Raw genomic sequence first — 21,212 nt, 5'->3', positions numbered from 1 at the left:
CGCGCTAATGCCGCGGGTACCGCTCGATCCAGACGTCGCCGAGCGCGCTCAGCGCCGAATGCCGGTCGAAGTGCCAGTAGGCGTCCGAAGCGACCTGCTCGACCAGGTACCGCAGCTCCAGCTGGTCGACCCACTTCTGCGGCAGCCCGGGGATCCCGGTGCGCGCGCCGAGCAGGGCACCGGCGATCGCCCCGGTGAGCGCGCTGCGGCCGGAGTGGTTGACGGCGCGCAGCAGCGCCTGCTCCGGGTAGTTCTCGAAGCCCGACAACGCGGCGAAAGCGCGTCCGAGCACCGAGAGCGTCGTCTTGCCGTCGCCGATCAGCTCCGCCATCCGCAGGTCGGGCAGCCCGTGCTCGCCGAAGAACGGCACCGACTCGGCGACCGTGTCCGCGATCGCCGTCCACTCCGGGCCCTGCTGGAACTGGTTGTCCGGGTTGAGCACCTCGCGGGTGGTGTTCCAGATCGGGAAGCTGAACGCCTCCTTGGTCAGCGCGTGCTCGAACAGCCAGGTCAGGTAGGTCGTGGCGGCCAGGTCCTGCTCGTCGTGGTGGGTGACGCCGGCGAGCTCGCGCACCGCCTGCCGCGCTCCGCCGCTGAACCCGCTGCCGGGCCCGGCCATGGTCAGCGCGGCCGGCAACGCGGGGATCAGCGCGGCCGGGCCGGTCATCGGCGGCGCGCCGGCGACCCCGGTGGCGAGCTGGTGGTAGGCGTTGAGCTCGGCGTCGTCGATGTCACGCCGGGCGTGCAGGTCGGGGACCTGCACGAGCCAGCCGTCCGGGGCGTCCATCGGCGCGCCCTGGGTGCGCAGCCAGCGCTGCAACGCCCCGCGGACGACGTCGGGGAAGCCCTGTTCGGCTTCGCGGGATTCCGGCTGCTCGCGGTGCGGGCTGCGGATCACGGCCTCGGTGTAGAACAGCAGCCGCTGCGTCAGCGAGCCGATCCGGCCGGGCTGGTCGAACGCCGGGATCAGGTCGGTGACGCCTTCGATGCCGAACTTCGCGTGGATGTCGTGCAGCATCATCCGGTCGACGGCCGCGCCGAGGGCCTCCCCCAGCGCGAAGCCGACGTACGCGCCCGTGACGCGCTGCCAGCCGTACCGGAAGCCGTCGAGGTTCCGCTCGAAGTACTTGCCGAACGTGTCGAGCCGCGGCACCGTGCGGCCGGAGTTGTCGTACGCCGGAGCCAGGCCGTTCGCGCGCAGGTCGTTGGGCTTGCTGCGCGGCGGCTCGGGCATGTTGAGCCGCTTCAGCCACGACTCGCCGAGCACGGTCTTGGCGCACTCCTCGGCGGTCAGCTCGAAGCCGCGTCGCCGGGCCTTCTCGGCCGCCTTGAGCGGCGGCTTCACCGGGTCCGGCAGGCCCATCCGGGCCGCGGTTTCGGCGGCGACCCTGATCAGGTCCTCCTCCGCCTCCGGGCAGCGGCCGTGCACGTCGATGCGCGGCTCGTGCCGCGGGAACCGCTTGACGATCTCCGCGAGCTCGCCACTGGAGACGTCCTCGATGGTCGTCGGGCCGCCGTTGATGACGAGGTTCGGCGGGTGCTCGAACTCGGCCAGCGTCGCGACGTCGACCTTCCACCAGCCGTGCTCGCGCGCGGGCAGGTGCCGGGTCGAGCTGAACACCTTGAGCTCGTTGCGCTCCTCGGCGAAGTAGAACCGGTCGGTCTTGCCGGTCTCCAGGTCGAGCGGGACGTACACCTCGCACCGGATCAGCCCGATGAGCAGCAGCTCCCGGGTCAGCCAGCCGACGCTGCCGAACGACAGCAGCGTCTCCAGGGTGTTCTCCGGCTTCGGGTAGCCGCGGCGGATCGGCCCGGCCTTGTACTCCGGGTTCTCCCGCTCTTCGCCGGTCTGGTTGCCGTCGGCGTCGACCTTCACCCAGCCCGCGACGGCCTGCAGCGGCACGCCCAGCTCACCCAGGCCGGCCTTGACGTACTCGGGGTCGACGACCTCGCGCCAGTTCTCCTGGCCGGGGAACGCCACCGGCACCGACAGCCCGCCGGGGTGCGGGTGCGCCTGGCGCAGCTCGCCGTCCGGCTCGCGGACGACGACCGACGGCGGCGGGAAGATCTCCTTCTCCGGCCGTCCCTCGTCGAGGAAGGGGATGGTGTTGTAGGGCACCGACCAGCCCTCGGGGATCCGCAGCACCTTCTCGGTGTCCACCCGCAGGCCCGCGGGGCCGGAGACGTCCGGGCCGTGCACCGCGCGCAGCCACTGGCCGACCTTGGCAATCGCTTCCGCCGCTTCCACCTACTCGATCCTCTCCAGGCTTCCGTCGGACTCGTGCTCGGCGATCGTCTTCGGCAGCACGAAGGCCACCGCGCCACCCGGCAGGTTCGCCCACGGAACCGTGATGCCGGTGATCACGTGCAACGGGCGTCTGAGCCGGTAGCTCCGCCGCACCCGCTCGCGTTCGAGCGGCAGCGACGTCGTGGCGAACCGTACCTCCCCGTGGTGGACGAGGTTGCCCGGTTCCTCGCCGAAGCGCAGGACGACCGTACCCGCCACCAGCCTGGTGATGCGCTTGTTGCGGAGCAGGGTGAGGGGAGGCTCACCCGGCGCCGGGTGCACCGGCCAGTCGTCGAGCTCTTTCGCGGTTTCCAGCGGTGTTTCGTGCCCGGCGGTCATCCGGGCGGGGTGCAGCAGCAACGCGCCCAGCAGCTGCTGCGCGGCGTCTTCGAGCCGGGGGAAGTACTTCGGCGCGCGGGGCTTCCCGCCGGCGTGCGCGGCGACTTCCCAGCCGTCGGACGTGTAGTTGAGGCACCACGCGCCGTCCGCGCGCTCGCCGACCCGGTACGCCTCGGGCCACACGCCGTGCTCGCCGAGCCGCTGCACCAGCACGATCAGCAGCTCTTCGTCGCCGAGCTGCGGGTCCGGCGTGGTCTCCAGCTCGGCGACGACGTCCCCGGCGGTCTTCTTCACGTCGGCGCGCGACGGCTTCGGCCGCGGCTCGCCCAGCAGGTCGGCCTCGGCGGTCCGCCGGACCAGGGGCTCGACGTACGGCGGCTGGAAGCGGTGCCGCCGGATGTGCGCGACGAGGTCCGGCTCGGGCGGCACGCCGTGTTCGGCCAGCAGGTCGGCGACCGCCGACGACCAGATCCACGTGCCGTCGGTGTGGAAGCGCTCGTCGCCGGTTTCGTGCACGACGGCCTCGCGCTCGAGGTACTGCAGCACGAGCGGCACCTCGGTGTCGGTCAGCGGCGGCCGTTCGACGTCCGGGCCGCCGACGTCCGCGTGCCGGAACTCCACGCCCAGCGGTAGTTGCGCGCGCAGCCGCCACCAGTCGGGGATGTGCTCGTCGGCCCGCGGGAACGTGGCCAGCTCTTCCGGGTAGGCGGCCGGCTCGGGCGGGTCGGTCCACACCGGATCGTCGTCAAGGGCGAAGTCGAAGTCGTAGCTGCCGTCCGGGTTCAGCGCGAACCGCGCCTGCAGCCAGGTGCCGCGGCTTTCGGCGTACATGCCGGCCCGCAGCTCGGTGAAGACGTCGGCCACCTCTTCCGGCACGGCCGTGTTGTGGCCCGCGGTCTCCGTGTGCTTCCCGACCTGCCGGAAGTCGGCGACAGCGGGCAGGCCGGGGTTGACGCGGTGGTCGCGCACGAGCTTTCCCAGCCGCACCAGGAGGGTGCGCTGCTCGTCAGGCGAAAGTCGATGTTCCACGTGAATCATTGCCTCGGGCTCAACCGGCTCGTCACCGTGAAAGACGGCGGCTCACCGGCGGCGATCCGGGCAGCCTCGTCTTCCCACATCTTGAAGGTGCGCTTGCGGAGGGCTTCGATCAGCGCAACCTCTTGCGGTGTCCGGCGGCGTCCTTCCTTCCGCACGACATCGTCGATGCCCTTGATGGTGTCGTAGAGCGCGAAGATCGGGCCGTCCCCGGTCAGGTAGAGGCTTCGTTCGAACTCGGTCTCCTGGATGAACTTTTCTTCTTTGTAGGGACCGCGGATGTTCGACTCGGTGGTCGACCAGATGAGCTCGAGGATGTGGCTGCTGTCCTGGTCCTGTTCGAAGAACCCGGTGTGGAGATTGAGGATGGTGCCCATCAACCCGCCGTCGGGCGTCGAGTCGATCCGGTACGTCCGGGAGTAGTACTTGTAGAACATCGGGGTCTGGAAGGCCATCAGCCGCTCTCCTCGGATGTCATCCCCAGCCGGAACGCTTCCTCGAAACGGCTTCGGACCTGCTCGGTCAGCGCCGCGGCGAGGGCTGCCTCCTCCGGCGAAAGGAGGCCTCCACGGCCCTCCTTCCTGCTGAACGTTTCGAAGTCGCGGCGGACTTCGTAGAGCGCGTGCTCGTACGCAGCCACCCCGTCGATGTGCGTGAGGTGCAGCCGCAGTTCGGCCACGTGCCCGTTCGGCAGCCGGACGTTCATCTGCAGGTCCCGGTAACCGCTGTCCTTCGGGTGGGCCAAGCGGTCGGTGAAGTCGACGATCGTGAGTTCGGGATCGCGGCGCACCGCATCCAGCGCGCGGTACATGTCCGCCACCTGCTCGAACTGGATCTTGGTGCCGACCAGGTCATGCAGTTTCGAACCGTCCCAGTCGTGTTTCGCGATCTTCGCCAGCGCTCGGATGCTGTCCTTCGGCTCCGGCCGGAACCCCGGGTGGCCATCGGTCTCGCCGGCGATTCGCTCGGTGATGCGGTTCAGCGTGCCCTGTGTCTCGGGCCAGCGTTCGCGCTCCTCGTCGACCCATTGCTTGCAGTACTCCGAATCGCCGACCCGGTCCTGGTCGAAGCTGCCGTGCCGCAGCATGTCGCTATCGATTTCTCTGACGATTGCCGCCACGTCGGCAGAAATCTCCGCCTGCTCCGGAGTCGGGTCGAACGGCTCGACCCCCTGCCGCTCGACGTCGTCGATGACGCTGTAGCCGCGCTCGTTCACCTCGTGGACGGCGCCCTCGAGGATCGGGATCGCCTCGGGGTGCTTGAGGAGGCTGGCCAGTGTCTTCGGGTTGTCCAGCAGCGAGCGCGTCAGGTAGTCGTTGGCCGGGTCGGACAGCACCCGCACCAGGTCGGGGTGTTCTCCCAGGTGCGCGCGGATGTAGTCGGCTTCCGCGTGCCCGTCGAGCGCCGCGGCGACGTCGTCCCTGGCCAGGAAGGCGTCGTGCGGTGCCGCCGAGCCGTAGCCGCCGTGCGCGTCGCCGGCGTCGTGCCCGGTCTGGACGTGTACCTCGTCCGGCGTCCCGAGGTGCATCAGCTTGATGCTGTTCGCCGGCTGCGGCAGGTGCATGAGGTCGCCGGACTGCGGGTCGATGAACGCGACGCCCTCGCGGGTGTGCACGACCATCGCCACGTGCCCGTACTCGACACCGTTCGGGCCGGGGTACTTCACCGCGACCACGGCGTGGTGGTCGACCGGCATCCCGCGCATCTCGCGGATGACGTCGTCGTAGCTGCCGCGCGCGGAGAACGTCTCCCCGAACTCGCCCTCGAGGTGTTCGAGCGTGCCGCGGCTGCCCATCTCGTGCGGCAGGATCGGCTCGGCCGTCGAGTCGATACCGCGCAGCTGGTCCATGTAGGCCCGGGGACCGCGCGTGCAGTTCGTCATGTAGCCGTTTTCCATGGCGCCGGGCTCGCGGAAGCCCGGGTTGACGTCGCGCAGGCGCGGGTGCCGGTCGTGGACGTACGCCGAGCGCTCGCTCTCCGTCGTCCCGCCGGCGTGGATGGCGGGTTCGAACGGCGGGTTGGTCGCCCGCGCCAGCCGCGAGTAGTCGTGCACCGACACCGGGGGCGGCGGCGGTTCCGCCGGGGTGTCCTGGACGTCGTGCACCGGCTGGTCCGGCTGGTGTTCCGGCTGCGGGGTGACGTGCTCGGGCTCGCCGAGACCGCTGAGCCGGTCCATGATCGCGGCCTGCTTGCGCCGTTCGAACTCGGGCGCGTTCTGCTCGTTTTCGGCCCGCCGCTCGGCCATCTTCTGCTTCGCGGTCTCGGGGTCGAGGTAGCGCGGGTGGCCGGGCCCGATCTCCTCGGCCACGATGACCCACTTGCGGCGGCCGTCGACGACCTCCAGCCGCTTCTCGTGGATCAGCAGCTGGGTGCCGGGCGGCGACAGCGATTCGCGCTCGCCCGGGTTCTCGGCGAGCTTCGAGATGTCGCGCAGGTTGTTCGAGCGCACGTGCAGCTCGACGTCGTCGCCGAACTTCGACGTCGAGAACTCGTCGGTCTTGATCGACGCGCTGGAGAACGCGGGTTCGACGACCACCGCGCCCGGCTCGTACGGCTTGGCGACGAGATCGGCCAGCTCCGGGACGCCGCCGACGTCGTAGGCGCGGATCGTCTCGCCGGCCTCCGGCACGATCTGGTTGAGACCGTCCATGATCGCGCGGGTGTTCTCCTGCGCGAGGTCGAAGCCGGGGTGGTCGGGCCCGCGGCGCAGGGCCTCGTTGACGTCGTAGGCGTACTCGCCGCGGGTGTAGCCGTGGAGGGCGACGGCGCCGTCGTCGGTCAGGTGCGCCAGGTTTTCCGCCGCGTCGCGCTTGGCCAGCGCGTGGTCGTGGACGTCCTGGTAGATATCCTCGTCGCCGACCGCCCGGCGGATGCTCTCGTGGTCGGCCGCGGTGCCGCGGTGGTCCCGGTCGAAGAGGTAGTTCTCGTCGTGCGGGACACGCTCGGGCTGCGGGTTGAGCCGGTCGGCGATCGGCGGTGTTTCGTGCGGCGCGTCCTGGTGCTGCGGCGCGTCGTGGTGTTGCGGCGCGTCCCCGCCACCGAGCGGCAGGGTGTGGATGCCGGTGGCACCCGGCGGCAGCTCGGCGAGCCGCCCGGTGACGGGATCGGCGAACAGGACCCCGTGCTCGGTGTGCACGGCGGCGACCAGCCGCGACTCCCCGGCGGGCGTCTCGAAGGCGACGGCCGTTCGCGCCCCGACGGGCCGTTCCCCGAGCTCGCGCGCGACGCCGTCAAAGCTGTCCCGGCTGCTCCACGGCCCGCCGAGCTGTTCGCCGAGGCTCTGCTGCCGCGCCGGCCCGGCCACGACGTCCTCGCCGTTCATCCGCCGGTCGAAGGCGGCCATCGACTCGGCGGCGTTGGTCCGGTAGCCGTTTTCGAGGCCGTTCGGGCTGTAGTGGTTGCGGGTGTTGACCCCGGCGAGCTCGGGAACGGCGTCGCGCAGCAGGCGAGCGTGCTGCTGCGGCGTCTCGACGGACCCGGCGTGCAGCACGGGCTGCCCGCCGGGGGTGAGCGGCTCGGCGAGCTGGGCCCAGCCACCGTCCGGCTCCCCGGTGGCAGGCGGCGGCCGTTCGGGCAGCGGTTCCGCACCCGGCGGGTCGAACGGGTTGATCTTCGACGCCATGTCGTTGCTCGGCGCGTGCTGGGGGTATTCCTCGTAGAACTTCGCGAGCTCTTCGTCGGCTTCGCGCTGGAACCGGTCCTCGTCGGCCCGCTCACCGGCCCGGCGCTGCTCGATGGCGTCACGCGCATCGTCACCGCTCAGGTACCCCGGATCCCCGGGCGCGATCTCTTCGGCGTGCACGATGTAGTGCGGTTCCCCGGGCCGCCGCGGGTCGGCCTTCGGGTGGCCGGGACCGGGTTCGACGCCGGTGATCTTGAACTGCGTCCCGGCCTTGAAGAGGACTTCGCGCTCGTGCCCGAGGCTGGCCATGTTCTCGACGTCACGGCCGGTCTTCGACTGGATCCGCATCTCGACTTCGCCGGGGAAGGTGCTGCGCGGATGGTCCGCGTCGACCTTCGACGAGCTGAGGAACGACGGTTCGGTGATGTGCGCACCATCGTGGAACCGAGCGAGGAAGGCTTGCAGCCGCCCGAGATCGCCCTTGAAGTCAACCCGCCGCGAGACAACCCCTTCATGCGGCGGAAGTTCGTTGAGCCCCGAGACAAGCGCGGCGGCCTGCGGAGCGAGGTGGGCAAGTTCGGGGCTGCCCATCCGCAGCGCGTTGTTGAGCGGCCCGACCATCTCGGTCCGGGTATAGGCATGAACGGCAACGGCCCCGGCATCGGACATCCCGGGGTGCGACGCGTCGCGCTTTTCCCGAGCTTCGCGGTGGAGCTGTTCGTGCCGCCACTCGCCGTCCTGGTGGCTGGTCTTCCCGGAGTCGATGAAGGTGTCTTCGATCCGCCGGATACCGGCGGGATCATCGGTCCGGAAGGCAGGATCGGTGAGGTAGGGCTCGTCCGGGCCACTGTGCTGCCGAGCGGTGCTCTCGGCTGTGTCCTGGTCGGTGGGCTGGTCGTGGGCCGGGTCCCCTTGGTCGACGGGGTCGCCTGGGTCCTGTTCGGCGGTTCGCTGGTGCTCGTCACCGGGCGAGTCCTGGTCGGCCGGGCGGTCTTGGGCGGGTTCCCGCTCGGTGGTGGGCGAGTGTTGGTCGGCCGGGCGGTCTTGGGCGGGTTCCCGCTCGGTGGTGGGCGAGTGTTGGTCGGCCGGGCGGTCTTGGGCGGGTTCCCGCTCGGTGGTGGGCGAGTCCTGGTCCGCCGGCCGTTCGTCGGCGGCTCGCTGGTGCTCGTCACCAGGCGCGTCCCGGTCCACCGGACGTTCCGGTTCGCCCGCGCGATCCCGCCCCGGCGCGACGTGGTCTGCCGGCTGTTCGCGCACCGGCGCCCCGGCCGTCGGCGGTTGTGCGGGTTCGGTCGCCGGTGCCGGTCGTTCGGCCGGCCTTTCTCGTGTCGGCGGTTCGGTGACCGGCTGCCGGGTGGGTTCGGCCGCCGTCGTCGGCTGTTCGGCAGGCCGTGCTTGAGCCGGCGTTTCGGCGACCGGCGGTCGTGTGGGCTCGGCCGGTGCGGTCGGCGGTTGCCCGGCCGGGCTTTCCCGCACGGGCGATTCGGCCACCGGCTGCTCGGTCGGCACTGGCTGCTCGGTCCGTGCCGGCTGCTCGGTCGGTGCCGTTTGCTCGGCAGGCCGGGGCCCGTCCGGCGCACGGTCCATCGGCCGCGGAGGCTCGAACGGCCCGCGCGGCGGCAACTGCTCCTGCGGTGGCCCGAACCGCGGCGGCGGCACCGGCGGCGTCCCGGCCGGACGGGGCGGTCCCACCCGCGGATCGTGCGAAGGCATGGGCGGCCGCCCACCCGGAGGAGGCGGCATCGGCGGCCGTCCACCCGGGTGCGGCCCAGGGCCCTGAGGCCCACGAGGCTGGTTCGGGTACCCGCCAGGCCGCGGCCCCCCACCCATCGGCGGACGCTGCCCACCCTGGGGAGGCATCCCCGGCGGAGGCGGCATCCGCCGCGGATCCTGCGGATGCAACCCACCCTGAACCGGCTGCCCACCCTGATGAGGCGGCTGCCCACCTTGGAACGGCTGCCCACCCGCCTGCGCCCGGTGCGGAGGCTGCCCACTGAGCGGCGGCTGCCCGCCAGTTTGCCCCGGTTGCCCGCCTTGCGGCGGCTGCCCGCCGGGCTGCGCCAGTTGCCCATTGTGCGGTTGCTGCCCGCCGGGCTGACCTGGTTGCCCATTGTGCGGTTGCTGCCCGCCGGGCTGACCTGGTTGCCCATTGTGCGGTTGCTGTCCACCCGGCTGCGTCGGTTGCCCGCTATGCGGCGGCTGCGCACCCGGCTGCGCCCCGGGCAGCGGCTGCGCACCCGGCTGTGCCCCAGGCAGCGGCTGCCCACCCGGCTGTGCGCCGTGGAGTGGTTGTCCGCCCGGCTGTGCGCCGCGCGGCGATTGCCCGCCTGGCTGTCCGCCATGCGGTGGCTGTCCACCCGCCTGCGCCCCGGGCAGTGGTTGCGCCCCGGGGTGTCCGCCGTGCGGCGGTTGCCCACCCGGCTGTGGCCGGCCGTGGGGCATCGGCGGCTGGCCACCCTGCGGCGGCCCGACTGGCCGGTGTCCGCCCGGGGGCATCTGTGGGGACCCGCCCTGCAGCATCCAGCGCGGGTCCTGCGGTGGGACCCGTCGGGGCTGGTCGCCGGCGCCGCGGGGTGGCATTGGCTGTTGGGGCGGTGGCCCGCTCGGGCGTGGGCCGGGGCCGCCGGGACGTCCTGGACCTCCGCCGTTCGGCATGCCGCCCGGTGGGGGTGGGAAGGCGCCCGGGGGTGGGGCCTGTTGCGGGGACGGTCCGTTCTGGAACCCGGCCGGTCCGGCGTCCGCCGCCGCGAATGGCTGGCTTGGGCCGCCCGTGAAGCCGGCCGCTCCGACGTTGTCCTGGGGGCGGCCGGCGCTCTGGCGTCCCGGCTCCGGGCCGGAGCCCGGCGGTGGGGCCATGCCGTATCCGCCCTGGGACGAGCCCGTCGAAGACGCCGCAGCCGGCGCCTCGGGCTGGTGCGCGGCCGGACGCTCCGCCTGCTCGGCGCTCGGCCGTGACGTCTCGGGCGCGCGGTGCTCTGACGCCGGCGACGGCTGGGCGGGCTGCTGCTCGCGGGGGGCTTCCGTCCGCGTTTCCGGCTGGGACGGCGCCTCGCGCTGCGGCTCGGGTGCCGCCTCGCGCCGCGGTTCTTCGCTTCGCGACTCCGGCTCGGAAGCCTCGCGGCGTGGCTCCTCACTCCGCGACTCGGGCGCTGGCTCGCGCCGCGGCTCTTCGCTTCGCGATTCGGGTTCGGCCGAGGACTCGCGGCGCGACTCCGGTTCGGCCGAGGACTCGCGGCGCGACTCCGGTTCGGCCGAGGACTCGCGGCGAGACTCGGGCTCCGGCGAGGACTCGCGGCGAGACTCCGGTTCCGGCGAGGACTCGCGGCGCGACTCCGGTTCCGGCGAGGACTCCCGGCGAGACTCCGGCTCCGGCGAGGACTCCCGACGCGACTCCGGTTCGGCCGAGGACTCCCGGCGAGACTCCGGCTCCGGCGAGGACTCCCCCCGCGACTCCGGTTCCGAGGAAGACTCCCGCCGCGACTCAGGCTCCGAAGAAGACTCCCGCGACTCCGAATCACCCCGAGACGCCGACTCGCCCTCATCCCCCGAACCCCGCCGCGACTCCCCGGAATCCCCCGAATCCCGAGAGCCATCCCCAGAATCCGAGTCCGCCCGCGGAATGTTCGCCTCGTGAACCGAGTTCAGCTGCTCCTTCGCACCCCCAACAGCACCCCCGACGGCCCCACTGGACGCGCCCATCAGCAGCTGCTCCGGCGTCAACGACCCCAGATCCCCGGTGACCGCCGCCTGCCCGACCGTCTGCGCGACCCCCTCGACCGCCCCGCGCGCACCCGCCCGCATCGCCGCGTCCGCGATCTGCCCACCTGCGCTGTGCGACAGCCCCTCGGTCGCTCCGCGGCCGATCGACCCCGATGCCGCTCCGACGACCCCGCCGACCGCGCCCGAGATCGCCGCGTCGGATGTCTTCGACCAGTCCCAGTCCTTGCGGTCGCCCTTGGCCATCTGCAGGCCCTGGATGCCCGCGTCCATGCCGAGGTTGATCGCCTCGTTCTTGAGGACCTCCATGCCGATCTTCTTGAGGCCCTGCTTGAGCAGCTTCTCCAGCAGCTCCTTCGCGACCTGCTTGAACCCCTGCTGCGCCAGCTTCTCGAGCAGCTGCCGGAACAGCATCTGCACGGTCATCCGGGTCGCGATCTGGGCCGGCGCGATGCCCGCCGTCGAGCCGCCGAACGTCACCGCCGCCGCCGCGATCATCGCCGCTATCTGGGCCGCCAGGATGATCAGCGAAATGATGATCATGTACTTCGTGTACTCGACGTCCAGCGCCGTCTGATCACACGAATCGCCGAGGGCCTTCGCCGCGTCGGCCAGCTGCTTGAAGTACGCCTCGTCGCCCTCGACGAACTTCTTCCACTGCTCCGCGAACGCGTCGGCGCCGTCACCCGTCCAGTTGGCGCGGATGCCGGACGCCGCCTGGTTGCCCGTGTCGGACACCGGCCCGATCGCCGCCGACGCCGTGTGCCACGCGTCCCGCAGCGCGCGCAGCTTGGTCTCGTCGCCCTCGGGCCAGCTCTCCCCGACGACGATCGGCAGCAGCCACTTGACCGCGTCGGGCATCTCCATACCCACGCGTCATTGCCCCTTGCTCAGCTGGGACGTCACGTCCTCGTCGGCGCCCGAAAGGGCCTTCATCGACTTGGCGACGTTCTGCTGCATCCCCCGCAACCCCTGCACGAGGTTGGTGAAGCCTTCGACGGCGCCCTGCGCGCCGGGCACGTAGTCCTTGGCGAACGCCTTGCCGGACTCGTCGGCGCCCCAGCACTCGCCCTGCGCGGCGAGGGCGGACTGCAGTGCCTTCGCCGCGTTGTCGAGCGCGTCGGACGCCGTCACCAGGCCGTTCGACGCGCGCAGGACCGCGTCCGGCTCCGCGGTGAACCCGGAACCCCCGTCCGGCATCAGTCGCCCCTCGTCATCCAGGACGACGGCGGCTCCTCGTCGTCGTCACGCGGCGGGCGGACGCGCTTGGGCGCGGGCTTCGGGGCCGGCATCGGCGGTGGCGGCGGGGTCGCCTGCTCGTTGCGCAGGATCGACCCGCCCTCTTCGAACGACTCGGGCCGCGGGGCGGGCGGTGCCTCGGTGAGCTCGTCGAAGCCGGGGATCGGCGGCACCAGCCCGGCCAGCGACGGCGCGCCCTCGACCAGGTCGGCGAGGTCGGGCAGGCCTTCGGTGATCGGCGCCATCAGGGTCGCGATCTTCTGCTTGACCTGCAGCGATCCCTGACGCACCAGCGACTGGACGGTGTTCGCGAGCTGCGCGGGTGTCGTGCGCTCGAACGTGCTCGGCGCGAACTCGAGTTTCGCGAGGCCGCCGCCGGCGTCGATGGTGGCGCGGACCAGCCCGTCGGGGGACGTCACCTCGGCCGTGGTCTCGGCGGCCGCCGCCTGGGCGTCACGCAGCTGCGCCGTCTGCCGCTCGAAGTTCTCCAGGAGGGTGTCCATCTGGTCTTTCATCGCGGCATTGCGTGCTTCGAGCCGTGCACGGTCGTCGCCCGCGGTGGTCACAGGTGCCCCCGGTGTTCCCTCGAACCTACTAATGACTGCCCGTCACCCTAATGCCAATGGAGCAGTCCCCGTGACCGGTTCGAGTGTTTGCGTCAGCGAATCGTGCGTCGGCGGGCGAGCACGTACCCCGCGCCGCCGACCAGGTAGCAGGCCGTCGCGGCGATGAGCAGGGCCGGCGAGCGGCCGTCGTCCGGCACCACCAGCGCGCCCAGCGAAACCGCCGCCACCTGCGTGATGTTGAACAGCGTGTCGTACAGCGCGAACACCCGGCCGCGGGCTTCGTCGGCGACGTCGAGCTGGATGGACGAATCGACGCAGAGCTTGAGCACCTGCCCTGCGCCGCTGATCAGGAACGACGCGAGCAGCGCGAGCGGCAGCAGCATCGGCAGCCCCAGCGCGGACTGCGCGATCGCGGCGATCAGCAGCGAACCGAGGACCGCGCGCAGCCGGCCGAACCGGCGGATCAGCCGCGCGGTCAGCAGCCCGGCGAGCAGCAGGCCGGCCCCGGCGAGCGCGGCGATCTGCCCGAGCCCGGGCAGGCCGGCGCGGAAGATCCCGTGGTCGGTGAAGTAGTTGCGCATCAGCAGCACGGTGACCAGCAGCGACACCCCGAACGACGCCCGGTGCGCGAACAGCGCGACGAACCCGGCCGTGACGCTCGGGGCGCGCCACGCGTGCTTCGCGCCGTCGGCCAGCCCGCGCGCGACGGCCAGCACCGGGTTCGGCGGCTCGTCGACCACCGTCGGCCCGAGCACGCCCTTGGCGAAGCCGCGGGCGATGAACGCCGAGACGAGCGTGCCGAGCACCGCGAACGCCGTGGTCTCGGCCGAGCCGATGTCGTTGCTGCCGAACAGCGCCCGCAGCCCGATCGCGCAGCCGCCGCCGATGACCGCGACCACCGAGCCGAGCGTCGTGGCGAAGGCGTTCGCCGTCACGACGCTCTCTTCTTCGACGACGTGCGGAAGCGACGCCGAAAGCCCGGATCCGATGAAGCGCGAGATGCCCTCCGCGGCCAGGGCCAGCGAAAACAGGCCGACGCCGCCGAACCCGAAGCCGACGGCGGTCGCCGCGCAGGCGATCGCCAGCCCGCGCAGGAGGTTCGCGACGATCAGCACGCGACGGCGGTCCCAGCGGTCCAGCAGCGCGCCGGCGAACGGTCCCACGAGCGAGTACGGCAGCAGCAGCGCGGCGAACCCACCGGCGATGGCCAGCGGGTCGGCGCCGCGCTCGGGGTTGAAGAGCACGGCTCCGGCGAGACCGGCGCGGAAGACGCCGTCGCCCCAGCTGGCGGCGAAGCGGGTGAAGAGGAGACGCCGGAAGTCCGGGTCCTTGAGCAGCTCCCGAGGCCCTCTTCGTTCTGTTGCCGTCTGGGCGCTGATCGTCACGGAGTCAAGGTTAAGGCCCCGTCGTAGGACACAGGTCAAGAGATCTGGGTGGCCGACGCACTAAGGTCGCCTCTCGGCGGCTATGCGCAGTGTGGCTCCAGCCGGACGGTATTCCACAAAGGCGGTTCTTCAGTGAGCCCGGGGGACACGGAGTGCGCCGGCCACATGTTTCAAACGAGGCTCGTGGGGCGATTGTTCCCGAGCCGGGTCTGGGGTGGGATCATGGGTGGCGTGCCAGCGGACGCCGAGGTTGAACCGGGAACGCTCCTGGTCGCCGCCCCCACGATGGTCGACCCCAACTTCCGCCGGACCGTGGTGTTCGTCATCGACCACCGCGAGGAGGGCACGCTGGGCGTGGTCCTGAACCGGCCGAGTGACGTCGCCGTGAACGACGTGCTGCCGAACTGGGGTGGGCACGTCGCCGAGCCGCAGGCGGTGTTCGTCGGCGGGCCGGTCGAGAAGAAGACGGCGTTGTGCCTGGCCGCGCTGCGCACCGGCGAGACGGCGGCGAGCGTGCCGGGCGTGATCGCGGTCCGCGGCCCGGTCGCGCTGGTCGACCTGGACACCGACCCCGAGGTGCTGGTGCCGAAGGTCCGCGGCGTGCGCGTGTTCGCCGGGTACGCGGGCTGGGACTCCGGGCAGCTGGCGGGCGAGATCGAGCGCGACGACTGGGTCATCGTGCCCGCCCTGCCGAGCGACATCCTGGCCTCGCCGGACGGCGACCTGTGGAGCCAGGTGTTACGCCGTCAGGGCATCCCGCTCGCCCTGCTGGCCACCCATCCGGGCGACCTCCAGCGGAATTAGGCTTCGTCCTTCTTGAAGACGCCGCAGCCGCCGGCGCCGCACGCGCAGCCACTGCAGCCGGCGGGCGCGGCCGGAGCCGGCGCGGGCACGGTCAGCGCGGCCCGGTTGCCGAGCACGCCACCGCCCATCACCAGCACCAGCATCGCGAGCACGCCGGCGAGCGCGGCCGAGACGAGACCGCCGGTGGTCGGCATGGCCAGCCCGGCCAGCCCGGTGAGCACGGCGATCGCGCCCCCGGCCATGGTCGGCAGGCCCGCGACGCGGTTGGCCAGCTTGAACGCTTCTTCGCTGCGCAGTGCCGCTTCCGTGCGCACCCCGGTGCCGCCTTCGCGCGTCAAACGCTCGCGGAACCCGAGAAACCCACCAAAGCCGACAAGCAGACCCAGCACGACCGGAACCAGCGCGATAGCGAACACGAGGTCAAGGATAAGCGTGACGTCCCGGCAACCTGCCGGATACCCTGATCGACTGTGCTACAGGCCATGTCACCGCGTGTACTGCCCACCGTCCTGGCTGCGGCCCTGATCGGGGGAATCCTCGCCGCCGCGCCGGCCGAGGCGACCGAGAGTCACCAGCGGCCCATCCGGCTGCTCGGCGAGAAGATCGTCCCGAACGCCCTGCAGTTCCAGGGCACGACGGTCGGCGGCCTGTCCAGCATCGACTACGACCCGCGGACCGGCGGCTACGCCCTGATCTGCGACGACCGGTCGGCGATCAACCCCGCCCGCTTCTACACCGCGACCTTCCCGGTGACGAAGGACGGCGTCGGCCCGGTCACCCTCACCGGCACGAAGCCGCTGCTGCGTCCCGACGGCACGCCGTACCCGCCGCTCGCGCTCAACGACCCGTCGAAGCCGCAGAACGAGCAGACGATCGACCCCGAAGAGCTGCGCGTCGACCCGTGGACCGGCGACTACTACTGGTCGCAGGAGGGCGAGCGCACGGCGACGACCTTGATCGACCCGTCGATCCGCGAGGCCCGCCGTGACGGCAAATACGTCCGTGACCTGCCGATTCCCGCGAACGAGAAGATGACGCCGACGGCCGGCCCGCGGCAGAACCTGGTGCTCGAGGGCATCACGTTCACCGGGTACGGCTCGCTGCTGGCCAGCGAGGTCGAGGGCCCGCTGCTGCAGGACGGCCCCGAGCCGACCACGACCAGCGGCGCGCTGTCGCGGATCACCCTGCAGTCGCGGTTCGGGCCGGTCCTGGCCCAGTACGCGTACCCGCAGGAGCCGCTGTTCGCCGCGCCGGTGCCGTCGACGGCGTTCGCCACCACCGGCGTCTCCTCGATGCTGGCCGTCGACCAGGCCGACCCGACGAAGTTCCTCATGATGGAGCGCTCGTTCAGCACCGGCGTCGGCAACAAGGTGCGCGTCTACGAGATCGACACGAGCGGCGCGACGAACGTCCTGGACGTGCCGTCGCTGGCCGGCGCGAAGCACGTCAAGCCGGTGAAGAAGCGGTTCCTCTTCGACGCGGCCGACCTCGGCTTGTCCACTGTGGACAACCTGGAGGGCATGACGTGGGGGCCGAAGCTGCCGAACGGCGAGCGCAGCTTGATCCTGGTCAGCGACAACAACTTCTCCGCGACGCAGGTCACCCAGTTCGTCGCACTGGCGGTCCCCTCGGAACGGCTTTGACCAGCAAGTTAAGATGAACGTATGAACACGGCTCGGCTGCTCCTTAGCCTGCCGCGCTGACCGGGCCCGGCCCGGCCGGCGCGGCGACCCCTCATGCCCTGGTGGCTGAGGGGTCGAGTTGTTTCTGGAGCTGCGACGAAGGATGACGGCATGACTGAGGCGACAGGGACCGACGTCCCGGCGCACCGCTACACGGCCGCGCTGGCGGGTCAGATCGAGCAGCGCTGGCAGGACCACTGGGCCGACCAGGGCACCTTCCACGCGCCCAACCCCGTCGGGCCGCTCGCCGTCGAGGGGCAGCCGGTGCCCAGCGACAAGCTGTTCGTCCAGGACATGTTCCCGTACCCGTCGGGCTCCGGCCTGCACGTCGGGCACCCGCTGGGCTTCATCAGCACCGACGTCTTCGCCCGGTACCACCGGATGATCGGGCGCAACGTGCTGCACACGATGGGCTTCGACGCGTTCGGCCTGCCGGCCGAGCAGTACGCGGTGCAGACCGGGCAGCACCCGCGCAAGACGACCGAGGAGAACATCCGGACCTACCTGCGCCAGATCCGGCGCCTGGGCCTGGGCCACGACGAGCGTCGCCGCATCTCCACGATCGACCCCGAGTACTACCGCTGGACCCAGTGGATCTTCCTGCAGATCTTCAACTCCTGGTACGACACCGAGGCGGGCAAGGCCCGGCCGATCGCCGAGCTGGAAGCCGCGTTCGCGGACGGCTCGCGGCCGACGCCGGACGGCCGTGACTGGGCGGCGCTGAGCGCGCCGGAGCGGAAGAAGGTGATCGACGACCACCGGCTGGTGTACATCTCCGAAGCGCCGGTCAACTGGTGCCCGGGCCTGGGCACCGTGCTGTCGAACGAAGAGGTCACCGCCGACGGCCGCAGCGAGCGCGGCAACTTCCCCGTCTTCCGCCGCAACCTGCGGCAGTGGATGATGCGGATCACCGCGTACGCCGATCGCCTGGTCGACGACCTGGACCTGCTGGACTGGCCGGAGAAGGTCAAGTCCATGCAGCGGAACTGGATCGGCCGCTCGCACGGCGCCCGCGTCACGTTCAAGTCCGGCGAAGCCGGCATCGAGGTCTTCACGACCCGGCCGGACACCCTGTTCGGCGCCACGTACATGGTGCTGGCGCCGGAGCACCCGCTGGTCGACAAGCTGGTCACTGCGGCCTGGCCTTCGGAGGTGGACGAGCGGTGGACCGGCGGTGCCGCGACGCCCGCCGACGCCATCAAGGAGTACCGCGTCGCCGCGTCGCGGAAGTCCGAGTTGGACCGGCAGGAGAACAAGGAGAAGACCGGCGTCTTCACCGGCGCGTACGCGACGAACCCGGTCAACGACAAGCAGATCCCGATCTTCGTCGCCGACTACGTGCTGATGGGCTACGGCACCGGCGCGATCATGGCCGTCCCCGGCCAGGACGTCCGCGACTGGGAGTTCGCCGAGAAGTTCGGCCTGGAGATCATCCGGACCGTGCAGCCGTCGGAAGGCTTCGACGGCAAGGCGTTCACCGGTGACGGACCCGCGATCAACTCTCGCCGAGAAAATGGACTCAGCCTGAACGGCATGGACGTCGCCGAAGCCAAGAAGACGATCATCGACTGGCTGGCCGAGCAGGGCGCCGGCACGGGGACCGTCCAGTACAAGCTGCGCGACTGGCTGTTCTCGCGCCAGCGCTACTGGGGCGAGCCGTTCCCGGTGGTCTACGACTCCGATGGGGAAGTGCACGCCGTCCCCGAGTCGATGCTGCCGATCGAGCTGCCCGAGGTCGCCGACTACTCGCCGGTGACGTTCGACCCGGAGGACCGCGACTCGATGCCGTCGTCGCCGCTGGCGCGCGCGACCGAGTGGGTCGAGGTCGAACTGGACCTGGGCGACGGCCCGAAGAAGTACCGCCGCGACATCAACACGATGCCGAACTGGGCGGGTTCCTGCTGGTACCAGCTGCGCTACCTGGACCCGACGAACGCGGAAACGTTCTGCGCGCCGGAAAACGAGCAGTACTGGATGGGCCCGCGGCCCGGCGAGTACGGCGCGGACGACACCGGCGGCGTCGACCTGTACGTCGGCGGCGTCGAGCACGCGGTGCTGCACCTGCTGTACTCGCGGTTCTGGCACAAGGTGCTGTTCGACCTGGGCCACGTCACGTCCAAGGAGCCGTACCGGAAGCTGTTCAACCAGGGCTACATCGAGGCGTACGCGTACACCGACTCGCGCGGCGTCTACGTCCCGGCCGAGCAGGTCGAGGAGCGCGACGGGAAGTACTTCTTCAACGACGAAGAGGTCACCCAGGAGTACGGCAAGATGGGCAAGAGCCTGAAGAACGTCGTCACGCCGGACGAGATGGCCGAGAACTACGGCGCCGACACGTTCCGGTTCTACGAGATGGCGATGGGCCCGCTGGCCATGTCGCGCCCGTGGGCGACCAAGGACGTCGTGGGCGCGCACCGGTTCCTGCAGCGGCTGTGGCGCCTGGTCGTCGACGAGAACTCCGGCGAGCTGCGGGTGTCCAATGAGGACGCTGCCGAGGCGGACCGCAAGGTGCTGCACCGTACGATTTCCGGCGTCCGCGAGGACTACGCGGAGATGCGGTTCAACACGGCAGGCGCGAAGCTGATCGAGCTGAACAACCACGTCACCAAGGTGTACGGCGCGGCCGCGTCGACGCCGCGTGAGCTGGCCGAGCCGCTGGTGCTGATGCTGGCGCCGCTGGCCCCGCACATGGCGGAGGAGCTGTGGCACCGGCTGGGCCACGCGGACTCGCTGGTGCAGGGCCCGTTCCCGGTGGTGGACGAGAAGTACCTGGTGGAGGACTCGGTCGAGTACCCGATCCAGGTCAACGGCAAGGTCCGCTCCCGGGTGACGGTTCCGGCTTCGGCGTCGTCGGACGAGGTCCAGGCGGCTGCGCTGGCGGACGAGAAGGTCGCGGCCATGGTCGGCGACGGCTCGCCGCGCAAGGTCATCGTGGTGCCGGGCCGGCTGGTCAACATCGTCCTCTAGCGCCACGGCCGAAAGCCGCCGGTGTCTTCCCCCGGTTCTCGATTTGATTGAGCTGTCAACGAAAACGGCTCGATCGAAGGAGAACCGGGGATGACCCTCGACGGCAAGGTGGCACTGGTGACGGGCGGCAGCCGGGGCATCGGCGCGGCCACGGCACTGCGGCTCGCCGAGGACGGCGCGGACGTCGCGCTGACGTACCAGCACAACGCCGCGCTCGCGGCCGAGGTGGTCGAGCAGATCAAGCGCCTCGGCCGTCGCGCGCTGGCGATCCAGGCGGATTCGGCGGACGCTGCCGCGGTTTCAGCCGCCGTTTCCGCTGTGGTGGCGGAGTTCGGCCGGCTGGACGTACTGGTGAACAACGCGGGTGTCGGCTTCGTGGGCGCGTTCGGCGAAACCTCCTTGGAAGACGTCGACCGCGTGCTGGCGGTGAACGTCCGCGGCGTGTTCGCGGCAACCCAGGCGGCGGCCGGTGTCCTGCGCGACGGCGGCCGCGTGATCACGATCGGCAGCTGCGTCACCGACCGCGTGCCCGGCCCGGGCATGGCGCTGTACGCGACGAGCAAGGCGGCGATGGTCGGCCTGACGAAGGCGCTGGCCCGTGAGCTGGGCCCGCGCGGCATCACGGTGAACCTGGTCCACCCGGGCCCGACGGACACGGACATGAACCCGGCCGACGGCCCTTACGCGGCGGACCAGCGGGCGTTGACGGCGTTCGACCGCTACGGATCGCCGTCCGAGGTGGCGTCGGCGGTCTCCTACCTGGCCGCGCCGGCCAGCGCGTACGTGACGGCGGCGGTGTTGTCGGTGGACGGCGGCCACGCGGCCTAACCGGAGTAGAGGCCGATCTCCCGCGCCAGGTCGGCGAGCATCGATTCGAACAGGACGTCCGGCTTGGACATCGGGATCGGGTAGTTGCCGAAGACCTCGAGCGTGACGTGCCCGTAGAGCCGGGCCCAGAACTGGATCATCAGGTACGTCACGCCGAGGTCGATCTTTTCGACGGGCACGCCCTGGTCTGACTCGACGAGCACGGTGACCAGCGACTCCTGGAAGGTCTTCAGGTCGTCACGCAGCTCGTCGGGCACCCCGCTGGCCGAGGGCAGCACGATGTCGTGCCGAGCGAGCACCCGCCCCGCGGCGGCGAGGAAGATCCGCCCGAACGGCTCGTCGACCCGGCTCAGCGCACTCCCCGACGTCGACCCCACCCCACCGGTCGGCGACGCGAAGACGAGCGTGAATTCCTTCGTGTGGGTGAGTGCCCACCGCCGGAAGCCCTTGCAGATGGCGAACAGCTGCAGCACCCCGTCGTCCGGCAGCTCGGCGATCTCCTCGGCGAGGTCTTCGGCCAGGTCCGCGCAGACATCCAGCCGCAGGTTCTCGACGAGGTCGTCCCGCGACTCGTAGTACCGGTAGAGCGCGGGTGCGGTGATCCCCAGCTCCCGCGCGATGGCACGCAGCGTGACCGCCTCCGGCCCCTGCTCGACGAGCAGTTTCCGGGCGGTCCGCCGGATGTCCTGTTCGGTAGCCGCACGCGCGCGACCCCTTCGCGTGGGGTGGCTCATCCGAACA

General features: G+C 71.2%; 13 protein-coding genes. 4 read left to right on the top strand and 9 right to left on the bottom strand.

The window, feature by feature from the left end:
- Positions 1-4: 4 nt before the first annotated feature.
- The 7 genes from BLW76_RS07100 to BLW76_RS07060 form a co-directional block, all read right to left on the bottom strand.
- Complete coding sequence (locus BLW76_RS07100) at positions 5-2,248, bottom strand: ADP-ribosylglycohydrolase family protein (protein ID WP_091305041.1); 2,244 nt, start codon at positions 2,246-2,248, stop codon at positions 5-7.
- Positions 2,249-3,664: a TNT domain-containing protein gene (locus tag BLW76_RS07095; protein WP_244170074.1), complete on the bottom strand. Its 1,416-nt coding sequence runs from the start codon at positions 3,662-3,664 to the stop codon at positions 2,249-2,251.
- The gene (locus BLW76_RS07090) at positions 3,661-4,116 is read right to left on the bottom strand and encodes a hypothetical protein (protein WP_091305040.1); all 456 of its coding nucleotides are present in this window, start codon (positions 4,114-4,116) and stop codon (positions 3,661-3,663) included. The genes BLW76_RS07095 and BLW76_RS07090 overlap by 4 nt, the downstream gene beginning before the upstream one ends.
- Positions 4,116-11,867, bottom strand: coding sequence for a WXG100-like domain-containing protein (locus tag BLW76_RS50365; protein ID WP_279627660.1), 7,752 nt, complete (start codon positions 11,865-11,867; stop codon positions 4,116-4,118). The genes BLW76_RS07090 and BLW76_RS50365 overlap by 1 nt, the downstream gene beginning before the upstream one ends.
- A gap of 9 nt (positions 11,868-11,876) precedes the next feature.
- Positions 11,877-12,200: a WXG100 family type VII secretion target gene (locus tag BLW76_RS07070; protein WP_091305037.1), complete on the bottom strand. Its 324-nt coding sequence runs from the start codon at positions 12,198-12,200 to the stop codon at positions 11,877-11,879.
- Positions 12,200-12,754, bottom strand: coding sequence for a YbaB/EbfC family nucleoid-associated protein (locus tag BLW76_RS07065; RefSeq protein ID WP_091305822.1), 555 nt, complete (start codon positions 12,752-12,754; stop codon positions 12,200-12,202). The genes BLW76_RS07070 and BLW76_RS07065 overlap by 1 nt, the downstream gene beginning before the upstream one ends.
- Before the next feature lie 143 nt (positions 12,755-12,897).
- A complete protein-coding gene (locus BLW76_RS07060; RefSeq protein ID WP_167384494.1) occupies positions 12,898-14,190 on the bottom strand; it encodes an MFS transporter in 1,293 nt (430 codons plus the stop codon).
- 222 nt (positions 14,191-14,412) lie between these two features.
- Between BLW76_RS07060 and BLW76_RS07055 the strand changes: the two genes are divergently transcribed.
- Positions 14,413-14,994: a YqgE/AlgH family protein gene (locus BLW76_RS07055; protein ID WP_167384493.1), complete on the top strand. Its 582-nt coding sequence runs from the start codon at positions 14,413-14,415 to the stop codon at positions 14,992-14,994.
- Here the strand turns inward: BLW76_RS07055 and BLW76_RS07050 are convergent.
- Complete coding sequence (locus BLW76_RS07050; protein ID WP_091305036.1) at positions 14,991-15,410, bottom strand: SdpI family protein; 420 nt, start codon at positions 15,408-15,410, stop codon at positions 14,991-14,993. The two genes, BLW76_RS07055 and BLW76_RS07050, sit on opposite strands and share 4 nt — an antisense overlap.
- Positions 15,411-15,476: 66 nt before the next feature.
- Here BLW76_RS07050 and BLW76_RS07045 point away from each other — a divergent pair, with 66 nt between their 5' ends.
- From BLW76_RS07045 to BLW76_RS07035, 3 genes are all read left to right on the top strand, one after another.
- Positions 15,477-16,637 (top strand): esterase-like activity of phytase family protein, encoded by a 1,161-nt coding sequence (locus tag BLW76_RS07045; RefSeq protein WP_091305035.1) that lies wholly within the window; start codon positions 15,477-15,479, stop codon positions 16,635-16,637.
- Positions 16,638-16,787: 150 nt separating this feature from the next.
- Positions 16,788-19,643, top strand: a complete 2,856-nt coding sequence (gene leuS / locus BLW76_RS07040; protein WP_091305034.1) for a leucine--tRNA ligase — start codon at positions 16,788-16,790, stop codon at positions 19,641-19,643.
- Positions 19,644-19,733: 90 nt separating this feature from the next.
- On the top strand, positions 19,734-20,471 hold the full coding sequence (locus BLW76_RS07035; RefSeq protein ID WP_091305033.1) for an SDR family oxidoreductase: 738 nt from the start codon (positions 19,734-19,736) through the stop codon (positions 20,469-20,471).
- On the opposite strand, the gene BLW76_RS07030 is transcribed toward BLW76_RS07035, so the two are convergent.
- Entirely contained in the window at positions 20,468-21,205 is a 738-nt protein-coding gene (locus BLW76_RS07030; RefSeq protein WP_091305032.1) for a TetR/AcrR family transcriptional regulator, read from the bottom strand. The genes BLW76_RS07035 and BLW76_RS07030 overlap by 4 nt on opposite strands.
- Positions 21,206-21,212 lie beyond the last annotated feature (7 nt).

Origin of the sequence: Amycolatopsis tolypomycina, from assembly GCF_900105945.1 — a bacterium.
Classification (GTDB): Bacteria; Actinomycetota; Actinomycetes; order Mycobacteriales; family Pseudonocardiaceae; genus Amycolatopsis; species Amycolatopsis tolypomycina.
Note: the sequence above shows the minus strand (reverse complement) of the source record. Positions and strands in the feature narration are given on the sequence as shown.

Bases quoted from the DNA above. Each gene is read 5' to 3' on its own strand.
- leuS (WP_091305034.1), top strand. From the start codon at position 16,788: ATGACTGAGGCGACAGGGACCGACGTCCCGGCGCACCGCTACACGGCC.
- BLW76_RS07055 (WP_167384493.1), top strand. From the start codon at position 14,413: ATGGGTGGCGTGCCAGCGGACGCCGAGGTTGAACCGGGAACGCTCCTG.
- BLW76_RS07035 (WP_091305033.1), top strand. From the start codon at position 19,734: ATGACCCTCGACGGCAAGGTGGCACTGGTGACGGGCGGCAGCCGGGGC.
- BLW76_RS50365 (WP_279627660.1), bottom strand. From the start codon at position 11,867: ATGGAGATGCCCGACGCGGTCAAGTGGCTGCTGCCGATCGTCGTCGGG.
- BLW76_RS07065 (WP_091305822.1), bottom strand. From the start codon at position 12,754: ATGAAAGACCAGATGGACACCCTCCTGGAGAACTTCGAGCGGCAGACG.
- BLW76_RS07090 (WP_091305040.1), bottom strand. From the start codon at position 4,116: ATGGCCTTCCAGACCCCGATGTTCTACAAGTACTACTCCCGGACGTAC.
- BLW76_RS07045 (WP_091305035.1), top strand. From the start codon at position 15,477: ATGTCACCGCGTGTACTGCCCACCGTCCTGGCTGCGGCCCTGATCGGG.
- BLW76_RS07030 (WP_091305032.1), bottom strand. From the start codon at position 21,205: ATGAGCCACCCCACGCGAAGGGGTCGCGCGCGTGCGGCTACCGAACAG.
- BLW76_RS07070 (WP_091305037.1), bottom strand. From the start codon at position 12,200: ATGCCGGACGGGGGTTCCGGGTTCACCGCGGAGCCGGACGCGGTCCTG.
- BLW76_RS07095 (WP_244170074.1), bottom strand. From the start codon at position 3,664: ATGATTCACGTGGAACATCGACTTTCGCCTGACGAGCAGCGCACCCTC.